This window comes from Pseudomonas sp. Leaf48, assembly GCF_001421885.1.
Classification (GTDB): domain Bacteria; phylum Pseudomonadota; class Gammaproteobacteria; order Pseudomonadales; family Pseudomonadaceae; genus Aquipseudomonas.
Genome location: NZ_LMLH01000005.1, coordinates 38463 through 62590, shown reverse-complemented (window position 1 = coordinate 62590; position 24128 = coordinate 38463). Strand labels below are relative to the sequence as shown.

Sequence of the window (24128 nt, the reverse complement as noted above, 5' to 3'; positions counted from 1 at the left end):
ATGTCCGTTAGAAGCTGTTTTCAAAGCGTCACGAGCACAGTCGTTCCTTCAGAGCGGTGTTGGCGAAGGGTTTTTCCAGCGGGGAAAAGCTCGGCGCCAACCCTCATCAGCTCCCGTTCTGCAGGCGTAAAACTTTGAAAGCAGCTTCTGTAAGGAATTGTCGGTAATTCTGGCTAATGGGCCCACAACGCCCTGCAGCGCATGAGTACGGCAATTTCGGGATGAGCGTCCCGGACACCCATTTGGGACCACTGATGAGGGTAATAACTGTGCTTGAAGCCTACCGCAAACATATCGAAGAGCGCGCAGCACTGGGTATCGTTCCCCAGCCGCTAAACGCCGAACAAACTGCAGGCCTGGTTGAGCTGCTGAAAAACCCCCCGGCTGGCGAAGAAGCTTTCCTCGTTGACCTGATCACCAATCGCGTTCCACCTGGAGTGGACGAAGCAGCCTATGTCAAGGCCGGCTTCCTCTCCGCCATCGCCAAGGGCGAAGCTCAATCCCCCCTGATCGACAAGAAGCGCGCTGTTGAACTGCTCGGCACCATGCAGGGCGGCTACAACATCGTGACTCTGGTGGACCTGCTGGACGACGCCGAACTGGCGCCAGTGGCCGCCAAGGAACTCAAGCACACGCTGCTGATGTTCGACACCTTCCACGACGTCTCTGAAAAAGCCAAGAAAGGCAATGTTCACGCTCAAGGCGTGCTGCAATCCTGGGCTGACGGCGAGTGGTTCGTGAAGCGTCCGGTGCTGGCCGACAAGATCAGCCTGCGCGTGTTCAAGGTGACTGGCGAGACCAACACCGACGACCTGTCCCCTGCCCCTGATGCCTGGTCCCGTCCAGACATCCCGCTGCACGCCCTGGCCATGCTGAAAATGGCTCGCGACGGCATCGTGCCGGACGTACAAGGCGTCACCGGTCCGATGAAGCAGATCGAAGAAATGCGCGGCCAAGGCTTCCCGATCGCCTACGTCGGTGACGTGGTCGGTACCGGTTCCTCGCGTAAATCGGCGACCAACTCGGTACTGTGGTTCTTCGGCGACGACGTTCCTTACGTGCCGAACAAGCGTGCCGGCGGTTTCTGCTTCGGCAACAAGATCGCACCGATTTTCTACAACACCATGGAAGACGCCGGCGCCCTGCCGATCGAATTCGATGTGTCCGGCATGAACATGGGCGACCTGATCGACCTGTACCCGCATGCTGGCAAAGTCTGCAAGCACGGCACCGACGAAGTCCTGACCACCTTCGAAATGAAGACCCCGGTCCTGTTGGACGAAGTTCGCGCTGGCGGCCGTATTCCGCTGATCATCGGCCGTGGCCTGACCGAGAAGGCTCGCGCCGAGCTGGGTCTGCCGCCTTCGGAGCTGTTCAAGAAGCCTGAAGCACCGGCTGAAAGCACCAAGGGCTACACCCTGGCGCAGAAAATGGTCGGCAAGGCGTGCGGCGTAGAGGGTATCCGTCCGGGCACCTACTGCGAACCGAAGATGACCACCGTCGGCTCCCAGGACACCACCGGTCCAATGACCCGTGACGAACTGAAAGACCTGGCGTGCATCGGCTTCTCCGCCGACCTGGTGATGCAGTCCTTCTGCCACACCGCGGCCTATCCAAAGCCGATCGACGTGACCACCCACCACACCCTGCCTGACTTCATGATGACCCGCGGTGGCGTTTCCCTGCGTCCGGGCGACGGCATCATCCACAGCTGGCTGAACCGCATGCTGCTGCCGGACACCGTCGGTACCGGTGGTGACTCCCACACCCGTTTCCCGATCGGTATCTCGTTCCCGGCCGGTTCCGGTCTGGTCGCGTTCGCCGCTGCCACTGGCGTGATGCCACTGGACATGCCTGAGTCGATCCTGGTTCGCTTCAAAGGCGAACTGCAACCAGGCGTCACCCTGCGTGACCTGGTTCACGCCATTCCTTACTACGCGATCCAGTCTGGCTTGCTGACCGTAGAGAAGAAAGGCAAGAAGAACGCCTTCTCCGGCCGCATCCTGGAGATCGAAGGTCTGTCCAAGCTGACCGTCGAGCAAGCTTTCGAACTGTCCGACGCCTCGGCCGAACGTTCGGCTGCCGGTTGCACCATCAAGCTGTCCAAAGAATCGATCGCCGAATACCTGCAGTCGAACATCACCCTGCTGCGCTGGATGATCGGCGAAGGCTACGGCGATGCTCGTACCCTGGAACGTCGTGCGCAAGCGATGGAAGCCTGGCTGGCCAACCCTGAGCTGCTGGAAGCTGACAAAGACGCTGAATACGCCGAAATCATCGAGATCGACCTGGCCGACATCAAGGAGCCTGTGCTCTGCGCGCCGAACGACCCGGACGACGCTCGCCTGCTCTCCAGCGTTGCTGGCGAGAAAATCGACGAAGTGTTCATCGGTTCGTGCATGACCAACATCGGTCACTTCCGCGCTGCCGGCAAGTTGCTGGAGCAGGTCAAGGGTCAGCTGCCAACTCGTCTGTGGCTGTCGCCGCCGACCAAGATGGACGCTCACCAGCTGACCGAAGAAGGCTACTACGGCATCTACGGCAAGGCTGGCGCGCGCATGGAAATGCCGGGCTGCTCGCTGTGCATGGGTAACCAGGCACGTGTAGAGCCGAACTCGACTGTTGTGTCGACTTCGACCCGTAACTTCCCGAACCGTCTGGGTGACGGCGCGAACGTCTACCTGGCTTCGGCTGAGCTGGCGTCCGTGGCTTCCATCCTGGGTCGCCTGCCGACCGTCGAGGAGTACATGGAATACGCTGGCAAGATCGACAGCATGGCGGCCGATGTCTACCGCTACCTGTCCTTCGACCAGATCGCCGAGTTCCGTGAAGCTGCTGCGAACGCCAACATTCCGGTCGTTCAAGCCTAACGTTACAGAGCCATAAAAAACGCCGCCCATCGTGAGATGGGCGGCGTTTTTTTATGCCTGGAATAACTACCGCCGATAAACCTGTGGGAGCGGGCTTGCTCGCGAATGCGGTGAATCAGTCAACCGATGTGTTAAATGACACACCGCATTCGCGAGCAAGCCCGCTCCCACAAGGGGAGTTCGTGGCGGGTCAGGCAGTCAGGGAGTAGATCAACGCTGAAATAGCCACCAGCCCCACCGCTGTCACAAAGACATTGGAAGCCTGCCCGCGATAACGCGCCATCGCCGGTACCTTGCGAATGGCGTACATCGGCATCAGGAACAGGATCGCCGCGATCACCGGGCCACCCAGGGTTTCGATCATGCCCAGAATGCTCGGGTTCAACGTCGCCACAATCCAGCACACCACCAGCATGAACGCCGCTACGATGCGGTCCAGGGTCTTGGCTGCCGGGCGCTTGCCGCTCTTGACGATCAGGCCCTTGAGGCCTTCACTGGCACCGATGTAATGCCCCAGGAACGACTTGGAAATGGCCACAAAGGCAATCAACGGCGCGGCGAAGGCGATGGTCGGGTTGCTGAAGTGGTTGGCCAGGTAAGACAGGATCGACAGGTTCTGTGCCTTGGCTTCGGCCAGTTGTGCCGGCGACAGGGTCAATACACAGCTGAAGACGAAGAACAGCACCATCGCCACCATCAGCAGGTGGGCACGGGACAGGATCTGCGAGCTGCGCTCTTCGGCATGCTCACCATACTGACGCTTCTGGTCGACCGCGAACGCCGAAATGATCGGCGAATGGTTGAACGAGAACACCATCACCGGAATCGCCAGCCACAGGGTACGCAGCAGCGCAGATGGCTCCGGCAGCGTGGTGGCCGTGGTCAGGATGCCGCCGTTCCAGTGTGGAATCAAAAACACCGCCAGGAACAGCAAGGCGACGATGAAGGGGTAGACCATCAGGCTCATGGCCTTGACGATGATCTGCTCGCCGCAACGCACCACGGCCAGCAGGCCGAGGATCAGCACCAGCGACAGCACGGCGCGCGGGGGCGGCATGATGTGCAGTTGATGCTCAAGGAAACTGCCCACGGTATTGGTCAACGCCACGCTGTAGATCAGCAGGATCGGGAAGATCGCGAAGAAGTACAGCAAGGTGATCAACGCGCCGGCCTTGATTCCGAAGTGCTCTTCGACCACCTCGGTAATGTCCGCACCATCGCGTCCGGACAGGACGAAGCGAGTCAGGCCACGGTGTGCATAGAAGGTCATCGGAAACGCGAGCAACGCCAGGATCAGCAGCGGCCAGAAACCGCCCAGCCCCGCGTTGATCGGCAAAAACAGGGTTCCCGCACCAATTGCCGTGCCAAACAGGCCCAGCATCCAGGTGGTGTCTTGGCGATTCCAGCTCGAAAGTGTCGCGGGTGTTGCTGCTACATAGCGTTTGTTGACGCTATTGGCCTGATCATTCATCCGGTGGGATCTCCACATTCCGGTCACTTGCCACCCGGCCAGGACGCGTCGGAATACCCGACAGGCATCGCCATGGCCGAAACAGGGGCGCGATTCTGGAGGATTAGTGAACAGAAGCAAAGACTTAGGTGAGGAACGGCAGTACCAATAGACCTTTCTTGAGCGTTGGAACGCCTGGATCGTCCAGCGCGAACAAGAAAAGTACCCGCCGCGCCCTGATCGAGCCTTTTCTGTCAGATTGCGCCAGACCTTCAACGGAGCCTTGGCAGTTTGCTGCAAACGCTCGACTTCTTGATGGACACCAGCGACACCACTCGGGAACGGTAGCGCTCGGCGGGGTGAAATTAAACATTGACTGCCCCCAACCTGGAAACAGCGAATATGCCTACAAAAAACACAGACAAAAACTACAACTAACAAACTACTTAAATTAAAACGACACTGAACTGTTACAAGCAAATACCCAACCATTGTACCGCGTCTACTCCCGGCCTATATTTTTACTCACCGAACCAAGAAAATTGATAGCGCCCCCATTCCCAGGAGTTGCCCGCATGCAAAAACACACTATTGCATCTACATGTTTCCTTCTTGCGGCACTGCTTTGTGCGCCAGGCAGCTTTGCACAACCAAACCCTGGCGCCGTGGATATACTGGCGCTGGCATCGTCTCCTCGATGGCTGACAACCAAAGTCTATATAGAAGGCGAGCCTCAAACTGACGTAAAAGCGGATTATTCCGAAGTGGTGGGCATATCGACCTGGGATCTCGAAACCAATCGCTATGAGTTCTTCGACGCTGTCACGGGAGTTTCAAAGTACAACAAAGGAGGTGGCGGTTACTTCTTTGTTACCGGAGATCAAAAACACCACATACTGGTACCCGAATTCGGCCCCATCAAAACAGTGGTCAGGCGCCTGGAAGCATTGAATAAAACCGAGTTCACCTACTCTCGAGAAGTACCACGCGACATGGTGGAAAACAACCCGCCGGTGCGCATCCATGTCGTTCACACTCCTTATAAAGGGGAGTAGCAAGCGCGTCCGCCTTGAGCCATAAATGAGCTTGCGACTACCTCGAACCTGTATTTGCTTCTTCCGGCAAGCAGTCCAGACTACAGAACACCGCCAAGGCGGTGGACACCATTGCCAAACACTTCTGAAATCAGCACCCTGAAACGACCTTTTGCACCTGACAAGCCGACGATCACAGGAGCCGAGCAATGCCCGCAACTGTTCTGGTACTGGTTGAAACCATCAATGACTACCTACCGATTCTCGAACATCAAGGCTTTCACCTGATCCTGGCACCCACGCCCGCCGAGCGAGCCGAAGCCATCTCGCGCCACGCCGGCCAGATAGATGCCGTGCTGACTCGCGGCCCCCTGGGGCTGTATGCCGATGAAATCGCCGCCCTGCCCAACCTCAAGATCATTTGCGTGATCGGCGCCGGTTACGAACACGTCGACCTGCAGGCGGCCGCCGACCGCGGCATCACTGTCACCAACGGCGCCGGGGTCAATGCCTCCTCCGTCGCCGACCATGCCATGGCACTGCTATTGGCACTGGTGCGCGATGTGCCGCGCTGCGATGCCGCCGTACGACGCGGCGAATGGCCAAAAATCATGCGCCCGTCCCTCGCCGGCAAGCGCCTGGGCATCCTTGGCCTGGGCGCGGTCGGCATGGCGATCGCCAAACGCGCCGACGCCGGCTTCGACATGAGCGTGAGCTACCACAATCGCCAGCTTCGCAGCGACGTGCCCTACGCCTTCTGCTCGACCCCCACCGAACTGGCGCGGGCCTCGGATTTTCTCGTTGTTGCCACGCCGGGTGGCGTGGGCACCAGACACCTGATCAACCGCCAGGTGCTGGACGCCCTTGGCCCCAACGGATTCATCGTCAATATCGCCCGGGCCAGCGTTATCGCCACCGCTGACCTGATCACCGCACTTGAGCAACGGCGGATCGCCGGGGCCGCACTGGATGTGTTCGTTAACGAACCGCACGTACCCCAGGCATTCAAGGCACTGGCCAACGTTATCCTCACCCCGCATGTCGCCGGGCTGTCCCCGGAGGCAACCCAGGGTACCGTCGAACTGGTGGGCAAGAACCTGGTGGCGTTCTTCTCCAGCCAACCGGTACTGACGCCGATCCTGTTGCCGCCGGCGCAAAGCCGTGCTGTACATTGACGACAAATTCAAACAGCTGTATCAAAAACAATGATTGGCCGGCAACACGCTTACCTATAAGAGCCATTCACGGTTGTGGGTGCAGGGTGTGCGCATTAGATTAGCCAATAGTTTGAGGCCTCCAGAATAAGCAGAAGGGATAAGCATGGCGCTTACTGACCAGTCCACCCGTATCCGCTCCGGCGAAGAACTCGATGCCAGCCTGATCGATCCGTACCTCAAGGCGCACATTCCCGGCCTCAGTGGTCTGCCACAGATCAGCCAGTTCCCGGGGGGGGCGTCGAACCTCACCTACCTGCTCGAATACCCCGAACAGGAGTTCGTCCTGCGGCGCCCACCCTTCGGCCACAAGGCCAAGTCCGCCCACGACATGGGGCGTGAGTTCCGCATCCTCAATCAGTTGCGCGACGGTTTTCCGTACTGCCCCAAGGCCTATGTGCACTGCACCGACGAATCGGTGATCGGTGCCGAGTTCTACGTGATGGAACGGGTCAACGGCATCATCCTGCGCTCGGACCTGCCAGCAGAACTGGGCCTGGACGCCGCAAAAACCGAACCCCTGTGCAAGAGCTTCATCGACAAGTTCGTGGAATTGCATCAGGTCGACTACAACGCCTATGGCCTGGGCGACCTGGGCAAGCCCGAAGGTTACGTGGCGCGGCAGATCAAGGGCTGGAGCGATCGCTACGAGAAAGCCCTGACCCCGGACGCGCCACAGTGGGACGCGGTGAAGGCCTGGCTCAACGACAAGATGCCGGCCGATCACCCGACCTCCAGCATCGTCCACAACGATTACCGCTTCGACAACGTGATCCTTGACCCGAATAACCCGATGCAGATCATCGGCGTGCTCGATTGGGAGCTGACCACCCTCGGCGATCCGCTGATGGACCTGGGCAACACCCTCGCCTACTGGATCGAAGCCGATGACCCGGCCCCCGTGCAACTGATGCGCCGCCAGCCGAGCCACGCACCGGGCATGCTGACTCGCCGCGAGTTCGTCGATTACTACGCCGAACGTTCAGGCATCCGCATCGACAATTTCGATTTCTACTACACCTATGGCCTGTTCCGCCTGGCCGGCATCGTGCAACAGATCTACTACCGCTTTTACCATGGTCAGACCCAGGACAAGCGCTTCGCACAGTTCATTCACATGAACAAACTGCTGGAGCAGATGAGCCTTCAGGTCATCCAGAAATCCAGCCTTTGATCACGCTTGTGGCCCGATAACAAAACTTTTTATAAGGGAATACCATGTCCAAGACTCAGTTGTTCGACCTCGATGGCAAGATCGCTTTTGTCTCCGGTGCCAGCCGCGGCATCGGTGAGGCCATCGCCAAACTGCTGGCCCAGCAAGGCGCCCATGTCATCGTTTCGAGCCGCAAGCTCGACGGCTGCCAACACGTCGCCGACGCGATTATTGCCGCCGGCGGCAAAGCCACCGCCATCGCCTGCCACATCGGTGAAATGGAGCAGATCAGTCAGGTTTTCGCCGGCATCAAGGAACAGTTCGGGCGCCTGGATATCCTGGTCAACAACGCAGCGACCAATCCGCAGTTCTGCAACGTGCTGGACACCGACCTCAGCGCCTTCCAGAAAACCGTCGATGTGAACATTCGCGGCTACTTCTTCATGTCGGTGGAAGCCGGCAAACTGATGCGCGAGAACGGCGGCGGCAGCATCATCAACGTCGCCTCGATCAACGGCGTCTCGCCGGGCATTTTCCAGGGCATCTACTCGGTGACCAAGGCTGCAGTCATCAACATGACCAAGGTCTTCGCCAAGGAATGCGCGCAGTTCAACATACGCTGCAATGCCCTGCTGCCGGGCCTGACCGACACCAAGTTCGCCTCGGCGCTGGTCAAGAACGAGGCCATCCTCAACACCGCCCTGCAGCAGATTCCGCTCAAGCGCGTGGCGGACCCGAGTGAAATGGCGGGCGCAGTGCTCTATCTGGCCAGCGACGCCTCCAGCTACACCACCGGGGTGTCGCTGAACGTGGATGGCGGCTACCTGTCCTGATTGGCGTCTGCGAGCAAACAGGTAGGAGCCGGCTTGCTGGCGATAACGATTCGTCAGGCGACACCGCCGTCGGCTGACCCAAAGCAATCGCCAGCAAGCCGGCTCCTACAGGGTTTCGCGTACTGGATGGTCTACTGCGTGACGCAACGAGTAGTCGTGGTGACTCGGGTCACCTCGCCGTTTTCGCCACGCACATCGCCCAGCACATCGGTTTTATCCATGGTCTCGCAGGTTTTTTCCTGCGGCGGTAATGGAGGCGGAGGGGGTGGTGGACTGGCGCAGCCACCGAGGATCGCTGCGCAGAGTGCGAGCGGTGCAAAAACGCATTTCCCGGACTTTTTCATAGGTTGACCCACGATAAGTGATCGACACTTTTTTGTGACAACAAAACCTCCGTACAAAGTCCACGATCCTGTCACAAAAAACCATTGCCTTAATCCTTATAGCCCAGTCGTTGGCCGCCGCCAGCAGAATCTGGCAGTTCTTACATCACCGGGTCCGGGCGATGCAGACTGTTACTCGTGAGCTCGTAACGTAGTTCCTCGATCAGGACAGCCACCGACTCTGCTGTGTGCAGCGCTGCCATGTTCAAGCCGCTGACCACCAGGTCCACCTGACCAGACAGCGGATGGTAAAGCTTCACGGTCAATGAATGATCACCCGAGACACTGCACTCGCAGGCCAGCGGAGAAAAACTGCGCTCGATCGACATCCGCAACTGGCTGAGGGAAATCATTGCACAGGCCTCGTCAGGCGCAATGCGACACAGGGTTGTTTCATGTAGCGGTTCCTTGAGCTGTTTCAATGGGGACACGCAGGCGCTGCGCACAGACCTGTCGTACTCCGCCAGCGTAAGAGCCGCTACCACCAGTCAAAACATCAATTTGCACCCTGCTCTCTGGTGCATTTGCACCTCAGCGCTGGCCCTTGGGCCGCCACTCGCTGGAGAACAACCCACGCTCACGCGACCAGACAATCGCTTCGCTGCGACTGTGCACGTCGAGTTTGGAGTAGACCGTCGCCACATGATTGCGAACCGTGTTCGGCGCCAGCTGCAGGCGCGCGGCGATTTCCTTGTCGGCCAGACCTTCGCAGATCAGGCCCAATACGTCGCGCTCGCGCGGGGTCAGGTCGGTGAAGGACACGCTGGGCAACCTCGGCGTGTTGACGCTTCTCACATTGGCCAGCTTTTCGATCAGCGTGCGGCTGAACCACGAGGTGTCTTTCATCACCTCCTCGATGGCCGATATCAGTTCAAGTTCAGTGCGTTTGCGCTCGCTGACGTCGATCAACACCAACAGATAGCAGGGTCTGTCCTGAATATTCACGGTATCGGCAGACACCTGGCAATCGATCAGCCCGGCGTCTTTTTTACGCACGCGCACATCGACCCGATCCAGGCTTGCGCTCTTCTCCAGCGCTGCGAACAGGCGCGTGCAGGCGCCTTTGTCCTCAACGAAATCAACCTGCGCGATGCTCTCGCCGAGTACTTCCTCGCTGGGGTAACCGAGGGTATCGAGAAACGCATCATTGACGTCCAGGACCACCTGATCACTGGCAGCGCATAGCAGTATTGGCACCGGTGACAGGCGAAACGCCTTGGCAAAACGCTCCTCGCTCTGGCGCAGGGCGACCTCGGCCTTGTGGCGCGGTTCCATGTCGACGAAGGAAAACAGCATGCAGGCTTCTTCATTGAGTTCCAGAGGCTGACCGGCGACGATCACCTGCTTGCTGCCACCGTCGGGCAACTGAAGTTCGGCCTGCATCTGTGGAATGGTGGTCCCTTCGCGCAAGCGCTGTTTGGCCAGGTCCTTGTTTTCGGCCTGCTCCAGTACATCGAGCTCATAGGTGGAACTGCCGATCACCTGGTCGCGGGCATAACCGGTCATTTCGAGGAATCCGGAGTTGACCTTGATGTAGCGCAAATCACTGAGCCGGCAGATCACCGCAGGTGCCGGGTTGGCGGAGAAAGTCTTCTCGAACCGCTGCTCGGCGCTGGCCCAATCGGTGACATCGTCCATGATCAACACCAGCGATTCCGGCTCGCCACGGCTATCGGCCAACACCATGCTGCGTACGCGATGGACCCAGCAACGCTCCTCGTCCTCAGCCGACGTCACCATCACCAACACATCGCTGAACGTCTCGCCACGCGCCACGCGGTTGATCGGGTAGCTATCGGCCGGGACCACATGATTGTTGCGATAACGCAGGGCGAAGCGCTTGGCGTAGGCCTTGGCGTCGGCACCCAGATCGCCGACCTGATCGACGCCATGCATCGTCAACGCCGCTTCATTGGCCCAGAGAATGTTCTGTTCGGGGTCGAGCACGATCACCCCGTCGGACAGGCCGGCAATGATCTGCTGCAACTGTCGACGATTGGTTTCGGTGCTCAGGACGTCCTGGCTCATTGCGTTCCACCCTTGCGATGGAGCTGTCACGCCCCAGTGAAGAGTACGACCGCAGGCATTTCTGAACGTGCGAAGAACCTGTGAGGACGAAGTGAGCAAAAGCAAAAAGTCGCAGCCTGCGCCAGCTTCTACACCCGAAACCCTGTAGCTGGCGCAGCCTGCGATCTTTTTTTCCGCTCAAGTAGCCAGTTCCCCCTTCGCAATGGCTTGCGACGCCGCCAGCATCGCCCGCAACAACACCGCACAGCCCGCCGCGAGATCATCCGGCGCGGCGTTTTCGATTTCGTTGTGGCTGATGCCGCCTTCGCACGGTACGAAGATCATCCCGGCCGGGCCGAGTTCGGCGAGGAAGATTGCGTCGTGCCCTGCTCCGCTGACGATATCCATGTGCGACAGGCTCAGGCCCCGGGCGGCGCCACGAACCGCATCGACGCAGCCCTGGTCGAAGTACAGCGGCGGGAAGTCGGCGGTCGGGGTCAGCTCGAAGGTCAGGCCGTGTTCCTCGCAAGTGGTTTCGATCACCTGGCGCACTTCGGCGATCATCGAGTCCAGCCGGGCCGGTTCCAGATGCCGGAAGTCCAGGGTCATGCGCACTTCACCGGGGATGACATTGCGAGACCCGGGATAGGCTTGCAGGCAACCGACCGTGCCACAGGCGTGGGGTTGATGGCCAAGGGCAGCGCGGTTGACCGCACCGACGATCACCGCGGCGCCGACCAGTGCGTCCTTGCGCAGGTGCATCGGCGTCGGGCCGGCGTGGGCTTCGACGCCACGCAGTTTCAGGTCGAACCACTTCTGCCCGAGGGCGCCCATGACGACGCCGATGGTCTTGTGTTCGTCTTCCAGAATCGGGCCCTGCTCGATATGGGCTTCGAAGTAGGCGCCGACCGCATGGCCACTGACTTTACGTGAGCCGGCATAGCCGATGGCGTTCAGGGCTTCGCCGACGGTTACACCCTCGGCATCGACCTTGGCCAGGGTTTCTTCCAGGGTGAATTTCTCGGCGAAGACGCCAGAGCCCATCATGCAGGGGGCGAAACGCGAGCCCTCTTCGTTGGTCCAGACCACCACTTCCAGCGGTGCCTCGGTTTCGACGCCCAGGTCATTGAGGGTACGCAGCACCTCGACGCCGGCCAGTACGCCGAAGCAGCCGTCGAACTTGCCGCCGGTGGGCTGGGTGTCGATGTGGCTGCCGGTCATCACCGGCGGCAGATCCGGGTTACGCCCGGGACGCCGGGCGAAGATGTTGCCGACGCCGTCGATACTGACGGTGCAGCCCGCCTCCTCGCACCATTTGACGAAGGTGTCGCGGGCCTGGCGGTCGAGGTCGGTCAGGGCCAGACGACAGACGCCGCCCTTGACCGTAGCGCCGAGCCTTGCCAGTTCCATGAGCGACTGCCACAGGCGGTCGCGGTTGATGTGCTGATGGCTGGTCTGCAGAACGTCTAGGGCAGCGTTCATGATGATCTCCTCTGGCTGTTCTTATGGATTTGTTCCGACGATACGGTGGTGTTTGTACTGCCGTCTTCGCGAGCAAGCCCGCTCCCACATTTGAAATGCGTTCCCCCTGTGGGAGCGGGCTTGCTCGCGAAGGGGCCATCACTCATACCGCAGATTTCGCAACAGACGGACTGGGCCGCATCACACTCAACCCGTAATAAATCACCCCGCCAAGGGCCGAGCCGGTAAACCAGCCGTAGCTGTAGAACCAGCTGAACACATCGCTGCCCAACGACAGCAGCGTCAACACCACCGGCACCCCGAACGCGATGAAGCCACTCCAGTTCCATGCCGGGTACACGTCATCGCGATAGAGCCCGGCAAGGTCAAGCTGCTGTTTCTTGATCAGGAAATAATCCACCACCATGATCCCCGCGATCGGGCCCAGCAGGCTGGAATAACCGAGCAGCCAGTTGGAATAGACGGTTTCCAGGCTGAGATCCGAAACGATCAGCCCGAGCTTTTTCAGCAGCTCATGAGCCATCAATGCCAACCCCACCAGCCCGGTGAGGATCACCGCCTTGGTGCGGTTGATCGCCTTGGGCGCGATGTTCTGGAAATCGTTGGTCGGCGAGACGATGTTGGCCGCGGTATTGGTCGACAGCGTGGCGATGATGATCAGCGCCATCGCCAAAGCGACCCAGACCGGGCTCTGGATATGGCCGATCAAGGTCACCGGATCGGAGACGGTCACGCCCACCAGTTTCACCGACGCGGCGGTCATCACCACACCGAGGGAGGCAAACAGGAACATGGTCAGCGGCAAGCCGATGATCTGCCCGACAATCTGGTCCTTCTGGCTTTTCGCGTAGCGGCTGAAGTCCGGGATGTTCAGGGACAAGGTGGCCCAGAAACCGACCATCGCTGTCAGCCCGGCGGCGAAGTAGCTGGCGACACCGGCGCCTTCGGGACGCTTGGCCGGGATGGCCAGCAGTTCGGTCATCGACACATTCGGCATCGCCCATACCAGCAGGCCCACGCCCACCGCGACCAACAGCGGTGCGGACAGGGTTTCCAGCCACTTGATCGACTCGGCGCCGCGAATCACCACCCATAGGTTCAGCACCCAGAACACCATGAAACCGATGACCTCACCGGTCCCCCCCAGAGATTTCCAGCCTTCGAACACCGAGCCCAGGAACAGATGAATCGCCAGGCCACCGAACATCGTCTGAATACCAAACCATCCGCACGCCACCAGGGCTCGGATCAGGCACGGTATGTTGGAGCCGAGGATGCCAAAGGAAGAACGCAGCAATACCGGAAAGGGAATGCCGTACTTGGTACCGGGGAATGCGTTGAGGGTCAGGGGAATTAACACGATGATGTTGGCAAACAGGATCGCCAACAGCGCTTCACCCACGCTCAGGCCGAAGTACGCAGTCAGCACGCCGCCCAAGGTGTAGGTCGGCACGCAGATCGCCATGCCCACCCACAATGCAGTGATATGCCATTTATTCCAGGTACGTTCGCGCACCTTGGTCGGTGCGATGTCGTGGTTGTAACGGGGACTGTCGAGTACATCGCTGCCGGCTTCCAGCTCAAACAAGCCGTCGCGCTCGGTCACTTGCGATCTGATCTGTTGCATGGCCGCTCCACTGTTCTTTTGATTGTTGTTACACATCAGGGGCTGGCGGCATCAATAAACGTGCCGGATGCCCCGCTTGCGCATCGGGCAGTACCATAAACATTTTGTAAGCAACTGATGTTTATCAGTTTTATTTATTCAGCCATCAACTCCTCGGTTGCTCGTCATGCCACTCAAACCGAATGCCAGCAAGTTGTCCGAACAGTCAGGACTCAATCTGGTGCGTTGAAGTTTTTTTCAAAGTTGCGCAGCAACCATAGACCACCTTCAAACAGCTGATTTCACATAGGAAATCTTGACCATATTTGGTTCCTGTCAAGTGCGTCAAAATGGTGAGGACATGCACCATTTTGCGGATTTGTGATTTTAGTTGTTTATTTTCAACAGGTTAAACCAGATATAAGCTTATAAAAAATAATCTTGCCGATTCCAATAACACCAGCTAGCTTCTATTCCTGACAACGTTGACAGGATTAAACCTGCTAACGATGGCAACCTATAAAACATCTAGAACCGGCACAAGCCGGTCATGCCTGCGAGGAACTCGGAATGTCTCTGTTGATCCGTGGCGCCACCGTTATTACCCACGATGAAAGTTACCGCGCCGATGTTTATTGCGCAGACGGCGTGATCAAAGCCATCGGCGAAAACCTTGACCTTCCCACGGGTGCCGAGTTACTCGACGGCAGTGGCCAGTTCCTGATGCCCGGCGGCATCGACCCGCACACCCACATGCAACTGCCCTTCATGGGCACCGTCGCCAGCGAGGACTTCTACAGCGGCACGGCGGCGGGCCTGGCTGGTGGCACCACATCGATCATCGATTTCGTGATTCCCAACCCGCAACAATCCCTGCTCGAAGCCTTCCACCAATGGCGCGGCTGGGCCGAGAAATCGGCGGCGGACTACGGCTTTCACGTCGCCATCACATGGTGGAGCGAGCAGGTTCGCGAAGAGATGGCCGAGCTGGTCAGCCAGCATGGCGTCAACAGTTTCAAGCATTTCATGGCCTACAAGAACGCGATCATGGCCGCCGACGACACCCTGGTCGCCAGTTTCGAACGCTGCCTGGAGCTGGGCGCGGTGCCCACCGTGCATGCGGAAAACGGCGAACTGGTCTATCACCTGCAGCGCAAGTTGATGGCCCAGGGCATGACCGGCCCGGAAGCCCATCCACTGTCGCGGCCCTCGCAAGTGGAAGGCGAAGCTGCAAGCCGGGCCATCCGCATTGCCGAAACCCTCGGTACGCCGCTGTACCTGGTACACGTCTCGACCAAAGAAGCCCTCGACGAAATCACCTACGCCCGGGCCAAGGGCCAGCCGGTCTACGGTGAAGTGCTGGCCGGGCATCTGCTGCTCGATGACAGTGTCTACCGCCACCCCGACTGGCAGACCGCCGCCGGTTACGTGATGAGCCCGCCGTTCCGTCCGCGCGGTCACCAAGAGGCGCTTTGGCACGGGCTGCAGTCGGGCAACCTGCACACCACCGCAACCGACCATTGCTGCTTCTGCGCCGAGCAGAAAGCCGCCGGTCGCGACGACTTCAGCAAGATCCCCAACGGCACCGCCGGCATCGAAGACCGCATGGCGGTGTTGTGGGATGAAGGGGTGAACAGCGGTCGCCTGTCGATGCAGCATTTCGTGGCGCTGACTTCCACCAACACAGCGAAGATCTTCAACCTTTATCCACGCAAGGGTGCGATCCGCGTCGGTGCCGATGCCGACCTGGTGCTGTGGGACCCGCAAGGTACACGCACCATTTCCGCCAAGACCCATCACCAGCAGGTCGACTTCAACATATTCGAAGGCAAGACCGTACGCGGCGTGCCCAGCCATACCATCAGCCAGGGGCGTGTGGTCTGGGCCGATGGCGACCTGCGGGCCGAGCGCGGTGCCGGGCGTTATATCGAGCGGCCGGCTTATCCGGCGGTGTTTGATTTGCTGAGCAAGCGGGCTGAGTTGAATCAGCCGGTTGCTGTTAAACGCTGAGAGCGGCCTGCGGCCTATCGCGGGCAAGCCACGCTCCCACAGGGATCCCGGTTGATCGAAATAACTGTGGCAGGCCAGCTCTCACGGGATTTGTGAACACCCGAGCCCCTCCTGTAATTGGAGCTGGCTTGCCAGCGATAGCGTTATCACAGACGCCACAACAACCAATGCCCGACAGAGGCAGAACCTCCATCACCGTGAGGCCATAACCGTGATCAAGACCCTGACCCACCTCCCCCGTCCCATTGAAAACGCCGCCGCCCTCGCCGGCCATTTCAGCGACCTGGCGCCGCCGCTCAACGAGCGCCAGGCTCACCTCGAAGCCTCGCGCTGCCTGTATTGCTATGACGCGCCGTGCATCAATGCCTGTCCAAGCGAGATCGACATTCCCTCGTTCATCCGCAACATCCAGCACGACAACGTGCAGGGCGCGGCGCAGAAAATCCTCTCGGCCAACATCCTCGGCGGCAGCTGTGCCCGGGTCTGTCCGACGGAAATCCTCTGCCAGCAGGCTTGCGTGCGCAATAACGCCCAGGAATGCGCTCCGGTGCTGATCGGTCTGCTGCAACGCTACGCCGTGGACAACGCGCACTTCGCTACACACCCGTTCCAGCGCGCCACCGCCACCGGTAAACGCATCGCGGTGGTCGGTGCCGGCCCGGCCGGCTTGTCCTGCGCCCATCGCAGCGCCATGCACGGGCACGACGTGGTGATTTTCGAGGCCCGGGAAAAGGCCGGAGGCCTCAACGAATACGGGATCGCCAAATACAAACTGGTGGACGACTACGCGCAGAAGGAGCTCGACTTCCTGCTGCAGATCGGCGGCATCGAAATCCGCCACGGGCACAAGCTCGGAGACAACCTGACCCTCAGCGAACTGCACCAGCAGTTCGACGCGGTGTTCCTCGGCCTCGGTCTGGCTGCCAGCAAGCAACTGGGTCTGCCTCACGAAGACGCGCCGGGTCTGCTCGCCGCCACCGACTACATCCGCGAACTGCGCCAGGCCGATGACCTGACGCAGCTGCCGCTGGCCGACCGTTGCATCGTCCTCGGCGCAGGCAACACCGCCATCGACATGGCCGTGCAAATGGCCCGCCTCGGTGCCCGCGACGTAAACCTGGTGTACCGCCGGGGCGCCGAGGACATGGGCGCCACTGATCACGAACAGGACATTGCCAAGGCCAATCAGGTGCGCCTGCTGACCTGGGCCCAACCCCAGGAAGTCCTGCTCGACGCCAGCGGCCGGGTGCGCGGCATGCGTTTCGCCCGCACGCATCTGGTCGAGGGGCGCCTGCAGAGCACTGGCGAAACTTTCGAACTGGCCGCCGACGCCATCTTCAAGGCCATCGGCCAGGCCTTCGACAACAGCGCCCTCGCCGACCCGCTGGCCCGAGAGCTCAAGCGTCAGGGCGAGCGCATCGAAGTCGACGAACAGCTACGCACCAGTATCCCCGGTGTATATGCCGGCGGTGACTGCACCAGCCTCGACCAGGACCTCACCGTGCAAGCGGTGCAACACGGCAAACGTGCCGCCGAAGCAATCAACGCACAACTGATGCTTAACGTGGAGGCTGCATAAATGGCCGATCTGTCGATTGTCTTCGCCGGCATCAAAGCACCCAATCCGTTCTGGCTGGCCTCGGCGCCGCCGACAGACAAAGCCTACAACGTGGTCCGCGCCTTTGAGGCGGGCTGGGGTGGCGTGGTCTGGAAAACCCTGGGGGAAGACCCGGCGGCGGTGAACGTGTCGTCGCGCTATTCAGCGCACTTCGGCGCCAACCGTGAGGTGCTGGGTTTCAACAACATCGAGCTGATCACCGATCGCTCCCTGGAGATCAACCTTCGGGAAATCACCCAGGTCAAAAAGGACTGGCCGGACCGTGCCCTCATCGTGTCCTTGATGGTGCCCTGCGTCGAAGAGTCCTGGAAACACATTCTGCCGCTGGTGGAAGCCACCGGCGCAGACGGAATCGAACTGAACTTCGGTTGCCCCCACGGGATGCCGGAACGGGGCATGGGTGCGGCAGTCGGCCAGGTGCCTGAATACGTCGAGCAGGTCACTCGCTGGTGCAAGACCTATTGCTCGCTGCCGGTGATCGTCAAGCTCACGCCGAACATCACCGACATCCGCGTCGCCGCACGCGCCGCTCACCGTGGCGGCGCCGATGCGGTGTCGCTGATCAACACCATCAACTCGATCACCAGCGTGAACCTGGAACGCATGGTCGCCAACCCCATGGTCGGCAGCCAGAGCACCCATGGCGGCTATTGCGGTTCGGCGGTCAAGCCGATTGCCTTGAACATGGTCGCCGAAATCGCCCGCGACCCACAGACCCGGGGTTTGCCGATCAGCGGGATCGGCGGCATCGGCAACTGGCGCGATGCCGCGGAGTTCATCGCCCTGGGTAGCGGCGCGGTGCAAGTGTGCACGGCGGCGATGTTGCACGGTTTCAGGATCGTCGAGGAGATGAAGGACGGCTTGTCGCGCTGGATGGACAGTCAGGGTTACGCCAGCATTTCAGAATTTTCCGGCCGCGCGGTGGGCAACACCACGGACTGGAAGTACCTGGACATCAACTATCAGGTGATTGCCAGGATTGACCAGCAGGCGTGCATTGGTTGTGGCCGCTGTCACATTGCTTGCGAGGACACTTCGCACCAGGCGATTGCCAGCCTGAAGAAACCCGACGGTACCCATGCCTATGAAGTGATCGATGACGAGTGCGTGGGCTGCAATCTTTGCCAGATCACCTGCCCGGTGCAGGATTGCATCGAGATGGTGCCGGTGGCGACGGGCAAGCCGTTTCTGGATTGGAATCATGATCCGAGGAATCCGTATCACGTCGCGTCGTGAAATCAGCGGCGCCTTGACTGACGCAATCGTCGCAACGCCGCCCGGACTTGGTCCGGGCGGCGTTGCGACGATGAGGCCAGCAACTACAGCGCCGACCTCAAGGCCTCACACCTATCAGTTCTGCTAGTAGACGCCTCTCCAAAAATGCCCGAGGCTTAAACCAACGAGCTGCCAAAGGGAACTGCGCCCATGACTTCGATGAAATTGCTGCGTGCATATCACTACGACCCACTGGACCGTCTGACGGGCGAGACTTCGGCTGGTCGGGCGAGCACGCAACGTTTCTATCAGGAAGACGACCTGGTGACCGAAGTGGGGGATCAGGTGCAGTTGACGATCCTGCGCCACGGGGAGGAGCCACTGGCCCAACATCGGACCGCTTCCGGTGTTGATGACACGACGCTGCTGGCAACCGATCGAGCGCATTCAGTATTGCAAACTCTTNCACGGGGAGGAGCCACTGGCCCAACATCGGACCGCTTCCGGTGTTGATGACACGACGCTGCTGGCAACCGATCGAGCGCATTCAGTATTGCAAACTCTAGCAGGAACTAATCGCCATCAGATGGTTTATACCGCTTATGGGCATCGAACTGGCGAAAGTGGTTTGAGCAGCTTGCTGGGGTTCAATGGTGAGGCCCCGGATGCGATAACCGGTCATTATCTGTTGGGACAGGGAACGCGTGCTTTCAATCCGGTTTTGATGCGATTTAACAGCCCGGATGAGTTGAGCCCATTTGATTCAGGTGGAGTAAATCCGTATGCGTATTGCGGGGGAGACCCGATCAACCGCTACGATCCCACCGGAAAATATTGGCAATGGATCCGGTTTTTGGGTTTTCACCACTACGATGCAGGAATGAATCTAATCAACAATAAGATTTCGGTTATTGTCAAAAATCCGATAAACCATTCTCGATACCAAAAAACCACTAAAACAAACCTCGCAACAGCGAAGCCGTTTGAATACGACTTGCCACCGGTAAAAAAACACCCAAGCAGAGTCGACAAACCTAAGTCTGTGCGTGGAAAACAAAATAGAACTCTTATAAACGACGCTATACGATACGATGAAATAAAAAACTCCAATGACATCACGACCGTGGCCACGGAAGAAATGAAATCTAAATACCGGAACGCAACTGAGGAGCTAAGCAGACTTCCCAAAACCAAAGACACCAGTTCAAGGCGCCATAAATTAAAACAAATAATAAGCTGGCAGTCAGCTCGAATCAAACAACTTAGTGTCTTTAATTACCACAAGGAAATTAAAACCTCCCAACATATCAGAGGCAAATAATGGCAGTTGCGCCACAGTTACATTAGTTCTTCATGCACCGGCAGAGCTCCGATTCTTTCATATTGGTCCACTTGTACAGATTGACGCGCCTACCTATCAGTTCTGCTAGTAGACGACACCCCAAAAATGCCCGAGGCTTAAACCAACGAGCTGCCAAAGGGAACTGCGCCCATGACTTCGATGAAATTGCTGCGTCAATATCACTACGACCCACTGGACCGTCTGACGGGCGAGACTTCGGCTGGTCGGGCGAGCACGCAACGTTTCTATCAGGAAGACGACCTGGTGACCGAAATGGGGGATCAGGTGCATTTGACGATCCTGCGCCACGGGGAGGAGCCACTGGCCCAACATCGGACCGCTTCCGGTGTTGATGACACGACGCTGCTGGCAACCGATCGAGCGCATTCNTTTGACGATCCTGCGCCACGGGGAGGAGCCACTGGCCCAACATCGGACCGCTTCCGGTGTTGATGACACGACGCTGCTGGCAACCGATCGAGCGCATTCAGTATTGCAAACTCTTGCACGAACGAACCGCCAGCAGATGTTTATACCGCTTATGGGCATCGAACTGGCGAATGTGGTTTGAGCAGCTTGCTGGGATTTAATGGTGAGGCACCGGATGCGATAACCGGTCATTATCTATTGGGACAGGGAACACGTGCTTTCAATCCGGTTTTGATGCGTTTCAACAGCCCGGATGAATTAAGCCCTTTTGGCGAGGGCGGGATTAATCCATATTCCTATTGCGCAGGTGATCCTATTAACTTTCGCGATCCTACCGGCCATGTGCCAGTGAGGTTTAACATGCGCCCATTGCACATGGCCACCCAAACTGCATCAGCTGGACCGATTAAAACGAGCATCGCCACTCAAACTGATCCGGTTATAATATTTTCAGCGCGCAGCGCCACTCCAACTATTACAATTACACCAATTGCAGGGAACATCGGAGCTCCAACTGCTCCAACTGCTCCAACTGCTCCAACTATCACAACTAGACCAACCCCCAGTGGTTCAAAGCTTAACTTATACAAGATATTGCCTCCGGAGGGACCAGACAAGCCGAGGTACCGCAACCCTACAAACTCCCCGAGCCTGGAAAAAACGCGTAATTATCGAGAACGACAAAAACAAGCCGCATGGGACTATGATGAACTCGCTGCTCGAGGTGAAATTATGCATATACCGCTGGACCCAGAGACGTACAGAAAATTGCTTGTCGCCGAAGAAAAAATGACGACCGCCAAAGCCATGAAATCAGGTGAACGAAGGAACAAAACAATACAAGGCTTGCGCAGGAGCTTGCATAGCATCCGACGCCAGAACAAAGCTTACGTCATGAATCAATTCAATAAACTACCGAGAAATAAAACAAAATAGACCGGCATTATCTATTTTCAACCAAAACCAAAGCGTGTGACAGACGCACACACTACGGCTCCAACCCAATCCCCCGCAAAATCACCCCGGTCACCGTCTGCACCGCTCGCTCGAACTGCATGTCCGACAGCGGCTGGTGATCGTTGAGAATATTCACCTGATGATCAAAGTCAGCGTAATGCTGGGTCGAGGCCCAGATCATGTACAGCAGGCTCGACGGTTCCACCGCCAGGATGCGTTTGTCCTCCACCCACTGGCGGATCTTCGCTTCTTTCATCTTGGCCCAGTCGTACAGGCTTTCGTCCAGGGCGCTGCCCAGGGTCGGTGCGCCATGGATGATTTCGTTGGCCCAGACTTTTGAGCCATGAGGCCGGCTGCGCGAGTGGTTCATCTTGGCGCGGATGTAGCTGCTGAGCACCACCCGGGGATCGTCGAACAGCTCGAAGCACAGGGCGTCCTGCTTCCACACTTCCAGCAGATCGAACAGTACGGCGCTGTACAGTTCGGTCTTGGTACTGAAGTAGTAATGCAGGTTGGAGCGCGGCAGTTGCACTTCGGCGGCGATGTCCGCCATGGCGGTGCCGCCGAAGCCCTTTTCGGCGAAGACTTTTTCGGCGCCCAGCAGAATCTTTTCGACGTTACTGCGACGAATCTCGATCTTGTGATTGCCCATGAGGGCTCCCCGGCAACAGCGTTGATCAAGACTAACACCCGCTCTGGATCGCGGCGACAGGGGAACAGGAAACTTCGTACTGCCGCCGTCTGTGGGTAAACCGGGCGCATTTGGAATTGACCTGTGAGGTACTCTCGATGCTGCTCAAGAACACCCTGACTGCCGCTGCCCTGCGTCTGCGGATCAATGACAGTGAAACACGCCATGACGCCCTGCGTAGCAGCGTGATCCTGGAGTGGCTGTTGGGGTTGGGTGGGTTGCGGCGGTTTCTTTGCTCGGCACCCTGCCACCGATGGTTTCCGGGTGACCTGACACTCGGATTACTGTGGAGCAGGCTTGCCAGCGATAAGGCCGGCAAATCCAGCATCATCGGCGACTGACACCCCGCCATCGAGACGGTGTGGCGATCCTAGAAGCCCCGCTCCCACAAGGAACACCATTGCAACCTGCCTGCCACGAGTCATCGTATAACTTCTGATTGACATCCCGCCGAATTCCCGCAAATATCGCCACCAATGTTGTACGACGACGTATAACAAAAAATAAAAACAACAAGCTACAAGGGAGCGTCACAGTGAGCAAACCCGTCCGCCATTACTCCGCCCGTAGTCCACGTCCTGCCTTCGTCCGTCGCCATACCCTGAGCCTGATTGGCTGCAGCGGCCTGGCCCTGGCCCTGCCCATGAGCAGCCAGGCCGAAGGCTTTACCGATGACGCCAAGGTCAACCTGAACCTGCGCAACGCCTACATCAATCGCAACTACGTCAACCCGGCCTACCCCCAAGGCAAGGCCGAAGAGTGGACGCAGAACTTCATTTTCGACGCCAAATCCGGGTACACCCAAGGCCCGGTAGGCTTTGGTGCGGACGTGCTGGGATTGGTATCAGTCAAGCTCGATGGCGGCAAGGGCACCGGCGGCACGCAGTTGTTGCCGATCCATGGCGATGGCCGCCCGGCTGACAGTTTCGGCCGCCTGGGCGTGGCGCTGAAAGGGAAAATTTCGAAAACCGAACTGAAGGTCGGCGAGTGGATGCCGGTGCTGCCGGTCCTGCGTTCCGACGACGGTCGTTCGCTGCCACAGACCTTCCAGGGCGGTCAGTTGACCTCCACCGAAATCAGCGGCCTGACGCTGTATGGCGGCCAGTTCCGCCAGAACAGTCCGCGCAACGATGCGAGCATGCAAGACATGTTCATGAACGGTAAATCGGCGGCCTTCACATCGGACCGTTTCAACTTCGGCGGCGGCGAGTACGCCCTCAACGAAAAACGCACACAGATCGGCGTGTGGTATGCCGAACTTAGCGACATCTATCAACAGCAATACTTCAACCTGAGCCACAGCCAGCCAATCGGCGACTGGACCTTGGGGGCCAACCTCGGTTATTTCATCGGCAAGGAAGATGGCAGTGCCCTGGCTGGCGACCTCGACAACAAAACCGCCTTTGCCCTGCTCTCGGCCAAGTACGGCGGCAACACCTTTTATGTCGGCCTGCAAAAACTCAGCGGCGACGATGTCTGGATGCGTGTCAACGGCACCAGCGGCGGCACCTTGGCCAACGATAGCTACAACTCCAGCTACGACAATGCCAAGGAGAAATCCTGGCAGGTGCGCCACGACTACAACTTTGCCGCCCTCGGCGTGCCGGGCCTGACCCTGATGAACCGCTACATCAGCGGTGACAACGTGCACACCGGGGTCATCACTGACGGCAAGGAATGGGGCCGCGAATCGGAACTGGCCTACACCGTGCAGAGTGGCGCGCTGAAGAACCTCAACGTGAAATGGCGCAACGCGAGCATCCGCAAGGACTTCAGCACCAACGAATTCGATGAGAACCGCATTTTCGTCAGCTATCCGATTTCGTTGTTGTAA

17 protein-coding genes and 1 pseudogene are annotated in these 24128 nt (G+C 58.8%); 12 read left to right on the top strand and 6 right to left on the bottom strand.

Annotation, left to right across the window (positions count from 1 at the left end; translation table 11 throughout):
* The first annotated feature begins 269 nt into the window (after positions 1–269).
* Positions 270–2870 (top strand): bifunctional aconitate hydratase 2/2-methylisocitrate dehydratase, encoded by a 2601-nt coding sequence (acnB, locus tag ASE98_RS05975; protein ID WP_060540463.1) that lies wholly within the window; start codon positions 270–272, stop codon positions 2868–2870.
* Positions 2871–3060: 190 nt separating this feature from the next.
* Here acnB and ASE98_RS05970 read toward each other — a convergent pair whose 3' ends face one another.
* Positions 3061–4341 (bottom strand): serine/threonine transporter, encoded by a 1281-nt coding sequence (locus tag ASE98_RS05970; RefSeq protein ID WP_060540462.1) that lies wholly within the window; start codon positions 4339–4341, stop codon positions 3061–3063.
* Between the two features lie 554 nt (positions 4342–4895).
* Between ASE98_RS05970 and ASE98_RS05965 the strand changes: the two genes are divergently transcribed.
* The 4 genes from ASE98_RS05965 (at position 4896) to ASE98_RS05950 (ending at position 8554) form a co-directional block, all read left to right on the top strand.
* Positions 4896–5375, top strand: a complete 480-nt coding sequence (locus ASE98_RS05965; protein WP_060540461.1) for a DUF4822 domain-containing protein — start codon at positions 4896–4898, stop codon at positions 5373–5375.
* Between the two features lie 188 nt (positions 5376–5563).
* Entirely contained in the window at positions 5564–6529 is a 966-nt protein-coding gene (locus ASE98_RS05960) for a 2-hydroxyacid dehydrogenase (RefSeq protein WP_060540460.1), read from the top strand.
* Between the two features lie 145 nt (positions 6530–6674).
* On the top strand, positions 6675–7742 hold the full coding sequence (locus ASE98_RS05955; protein ID WP_060540459.1) for a phosphotransferase family protein: 1068 nt from the start codon (positions 6675–6677) through the stop codon (positions 7740–7742).
* A gap of 44 nt (positions 7743–7786) precedes the next feature.
* The gene (locus ASE98_RS05950) at positions 7787–8554 is read left to right on the top strand and encodes an SDR family oxidoreductase (RefSeq protein ID WP_060540458.1); all 768 of its coding nucleotides are present in this window, start codon (positions 7787–7789) and stop codon (positions 8552–8554) included.
* Between the two features lie 484 nt (positions 8555–9038).
* Here ASE98_RS05950 and ASE98_RS05945 read toward each other — a convergent pair whose 3' ends face one another.
* From ASE98_RS05945 to ASE98_RS05930, 4 genes are all read right to left on the bottom strand, one after another.
* The gene (locus ASE98_RS05945; RefSeq protein WP_060540457.1) at positions 9039–9290 is read right to left on the bottom strand and encodes a DUF1652 domain-containing protein; all 252 of its coding nucleotides are present in this window, start codon (positions 9288–9290) and stop codon (positions 9039–9041) included.
* A gap of 178 nt (positions 9291–9468) precedes the next feature.
* Entirely contained in the window at positions 9469–10965 is a 1497-nt protein-coding gene (locus tag ASE98_RS05940; protein WP_060540456.1) for a helix-turn-helix transcriptional regulator, read from the bottom strand.
* Positions 10966–11142: 177 nt separating this feature from the next.
* Positions 11143–12426, bottom strand: a complete 1284-nt coding sequence (locus ASE98_RS05935; RefSeq protein ID WP_060540455.1) for a Zn-dependent hydrolase — start codon at positions 12424–12426, stop codon at positions 11143–11145.
* A gap of 142 nt (positions 12427–12568) precedes the next feature.
* On the bottom strand, positions 12569–14053 hold the full coding sequence (locus tag ASE98_RS05930) for an NCS1 family nucleobase:cation symporter-1 (protein WP_060540454.1): 1485 nt from the start codon (positions 14051–14053) through the stop codon (positions 12569–12571).
* A 549-nt stretch (positions 14054–14602) separates the two neighbouring features.
* Here ASE98_RS05930 and hydA point away from each other — a divergent pair.
* The 5 genes from hydA to ASE98_RS27530 all read left to right on the top strand — a co-directional run bounded on the left by hydA (position 14603) and on the right by ASE98_RS27530 (position 21582).
* Positions 14603–16042 (top strand): dihydropyrimidinase, encoded by a 1440-nt coding sequence (hydA, locus tag ASE98_RS05925; protein ID WP_060540453.1) that lies wholly within the window; start codon positions 14603–14605, stop codon positions 16040–16042.
* Positions 16043–16253: 211 nt separating this feature from the next.
* Positions 16254–17621, top strand: coding sequence for an NAD(P)-dependent oxidoreductase (locus ASE98_RS05920; protein WP_060540452.1), 1368 nt, complete (start codon positions 16254–16256; stop codon positions 17619–17621).
* On the top strand, positions 17622–18896 hold the full coding sequence (gene preA, locus ASE98_RS05915; RefSeq protein ID WP_060540451.1) for an NAD-dependent dihydropyrimidine dehydrogenase subunit PreA: 1275 nt from the start codon (positions 17622–17624) through the stop codon (positions 18894–18896).
* A gap of 445 nt (positions 18897–19341) precedes the next feature.
* A partial coding sequence (locus tag ASE98_RS25600; RefSeq protein WP_156465477.1) for an RHS repeat-associated core domain-containing protein occupies positions 19342–20196 on the top strand: 855 nt, incomplete at its 5' end.
* A 588-nt stretch (positions 20197–20784) separates the two neighbouring features.
* Positions 20785–21582, top strand: a complete 798-nt coding sequence (locus ASE98_RS27530) for an RHS repeat-associated core domain-containing protein (RefSeq protein WP_330219607.1) — start codon at positions 20785–20787, stop codon at positions 21580–21582.
* 52 nt (positions 21583–21634) lie between these two features.
* On the opposite strand, the gene ASE98_RS05895 is transcribed toward ASE98_RS27530, so the two are convergent.
* The gene (locus tag ASE98_RS05895) at positions 21635–22255 is read right to left on the bottom strand and encodes a TetR/AcrR family transcriptional regulator (RefSeq protein ID WP_060540448.1); all 621 of its coding nucleotides are present in this window, start codon (positions 22253–22255) and stop codon (positions 21635–21637) included.
* 131 nt (positions 22256–22386) lie between these two features.
* On the opposite strand from ASE98_RS05895, the pseudogene ASE98_RS05890 reads away from it, so the two are divergent.
* Positions 22387–22562, top strand: a pseudogene (locus ASE98_RS05890) (copper homeostasis membrane protein CopD); the annotation flags it as partial.
* A gap of 267 nt (positions 22563–22829) precedes the next feature.
* Positions 22830–24128, top strand: coding sequence for an OprD family porin (locus ASE98_RS05885; RefSeq protein WP_060540446.1), 1299 nt, complete (start codon positions 22830–22832; stop codon positions 24126–24128).

Bases quoted from the DNA above. Each gene is read 5' to 3' on its own strand.
- ASE98_RS05955 (WP_060540459.1), top strand. From the start codon at position 6,675: ATGGCGCTTACTGACCAGTCCACCCGTATCCGCTCCGGCGAAGAACTC.
- ASE98_RS05960 (WP_060540460.1), top strand. From the start codon at position 5,564: ATGCCCGCAACTGTTCTGGTACTGGTTGAAACCATCAATGACTACCTA.
- ASE98_RS05950 (WP_060540458.1), top strand. From the start codon at position 7,787: ATGTCCAAGACTCAGTTGTTCGACCTCGATGGCAAGATCGCTTTTGTC.
- ASE98_RS05945 (WP_060540457.1), bottom strand. From the start codon at position 9,290: ATGATTTCCCTCAGCCAGTTGCGGATGTCGATCGAGCGCAGTTTTTCT.
- preA (WP_060540451.1), top strand. From the start codon at position 17,622: ATGGCCGATCTGTCGATTGTCTTCGCCGGCATCAAAGCACCCAATCCG.
- ASE98_RS05930 (WP_060540454.1), bottom strand. From the start codon at position 14,053: ATGCAACAGATCAGATCGCAAGTGACCGAGCGCGACGGCTTGTTTGAG.
- ASE98_RS05970 (WP_060540462.1), bottom strand. From the start codon at position 4,341: ATGAATGATCAGGCCAATAGCGTCAACAAACGCTATGTAGCAGCAACA.
- ASE98_RS05935 (WP_060540455.1), bottom strand. From the start codon at position 12,426: ATGAACGCTGCCCTAGACGTTCTGCAGACCAGCCATCAGCACATCAAC.
- ASE98_RS05940 (WP_060540456.1), bottom strand. From the start codon at position 10,965: ATGAGCCAGGACGTCCTGAGCACCGAAACCAATCGTCGACAGTTGCAG.
- ASE98_RS05895 (WP_060540448.1), bottom strand. From the start codon at position 22,255: ATGGGCAATCACAAGATCGAGATTCGTCGCAGTAACGTCGAAAAGATT.
- hydA (WP_060540453.1), top strand. From the start codon at position 14,603: ATGTCTCTGTTGATCCGTGGCGCCACCGTTATTACCCACGATGAAAGT.
- ASE98_RS05965 (WP_060540461.1), top strand. From the start codon at position 4,896: ATGCAAAAACACACTATTGCATCTACATGTTTCCTTCTTGCGGCACTG.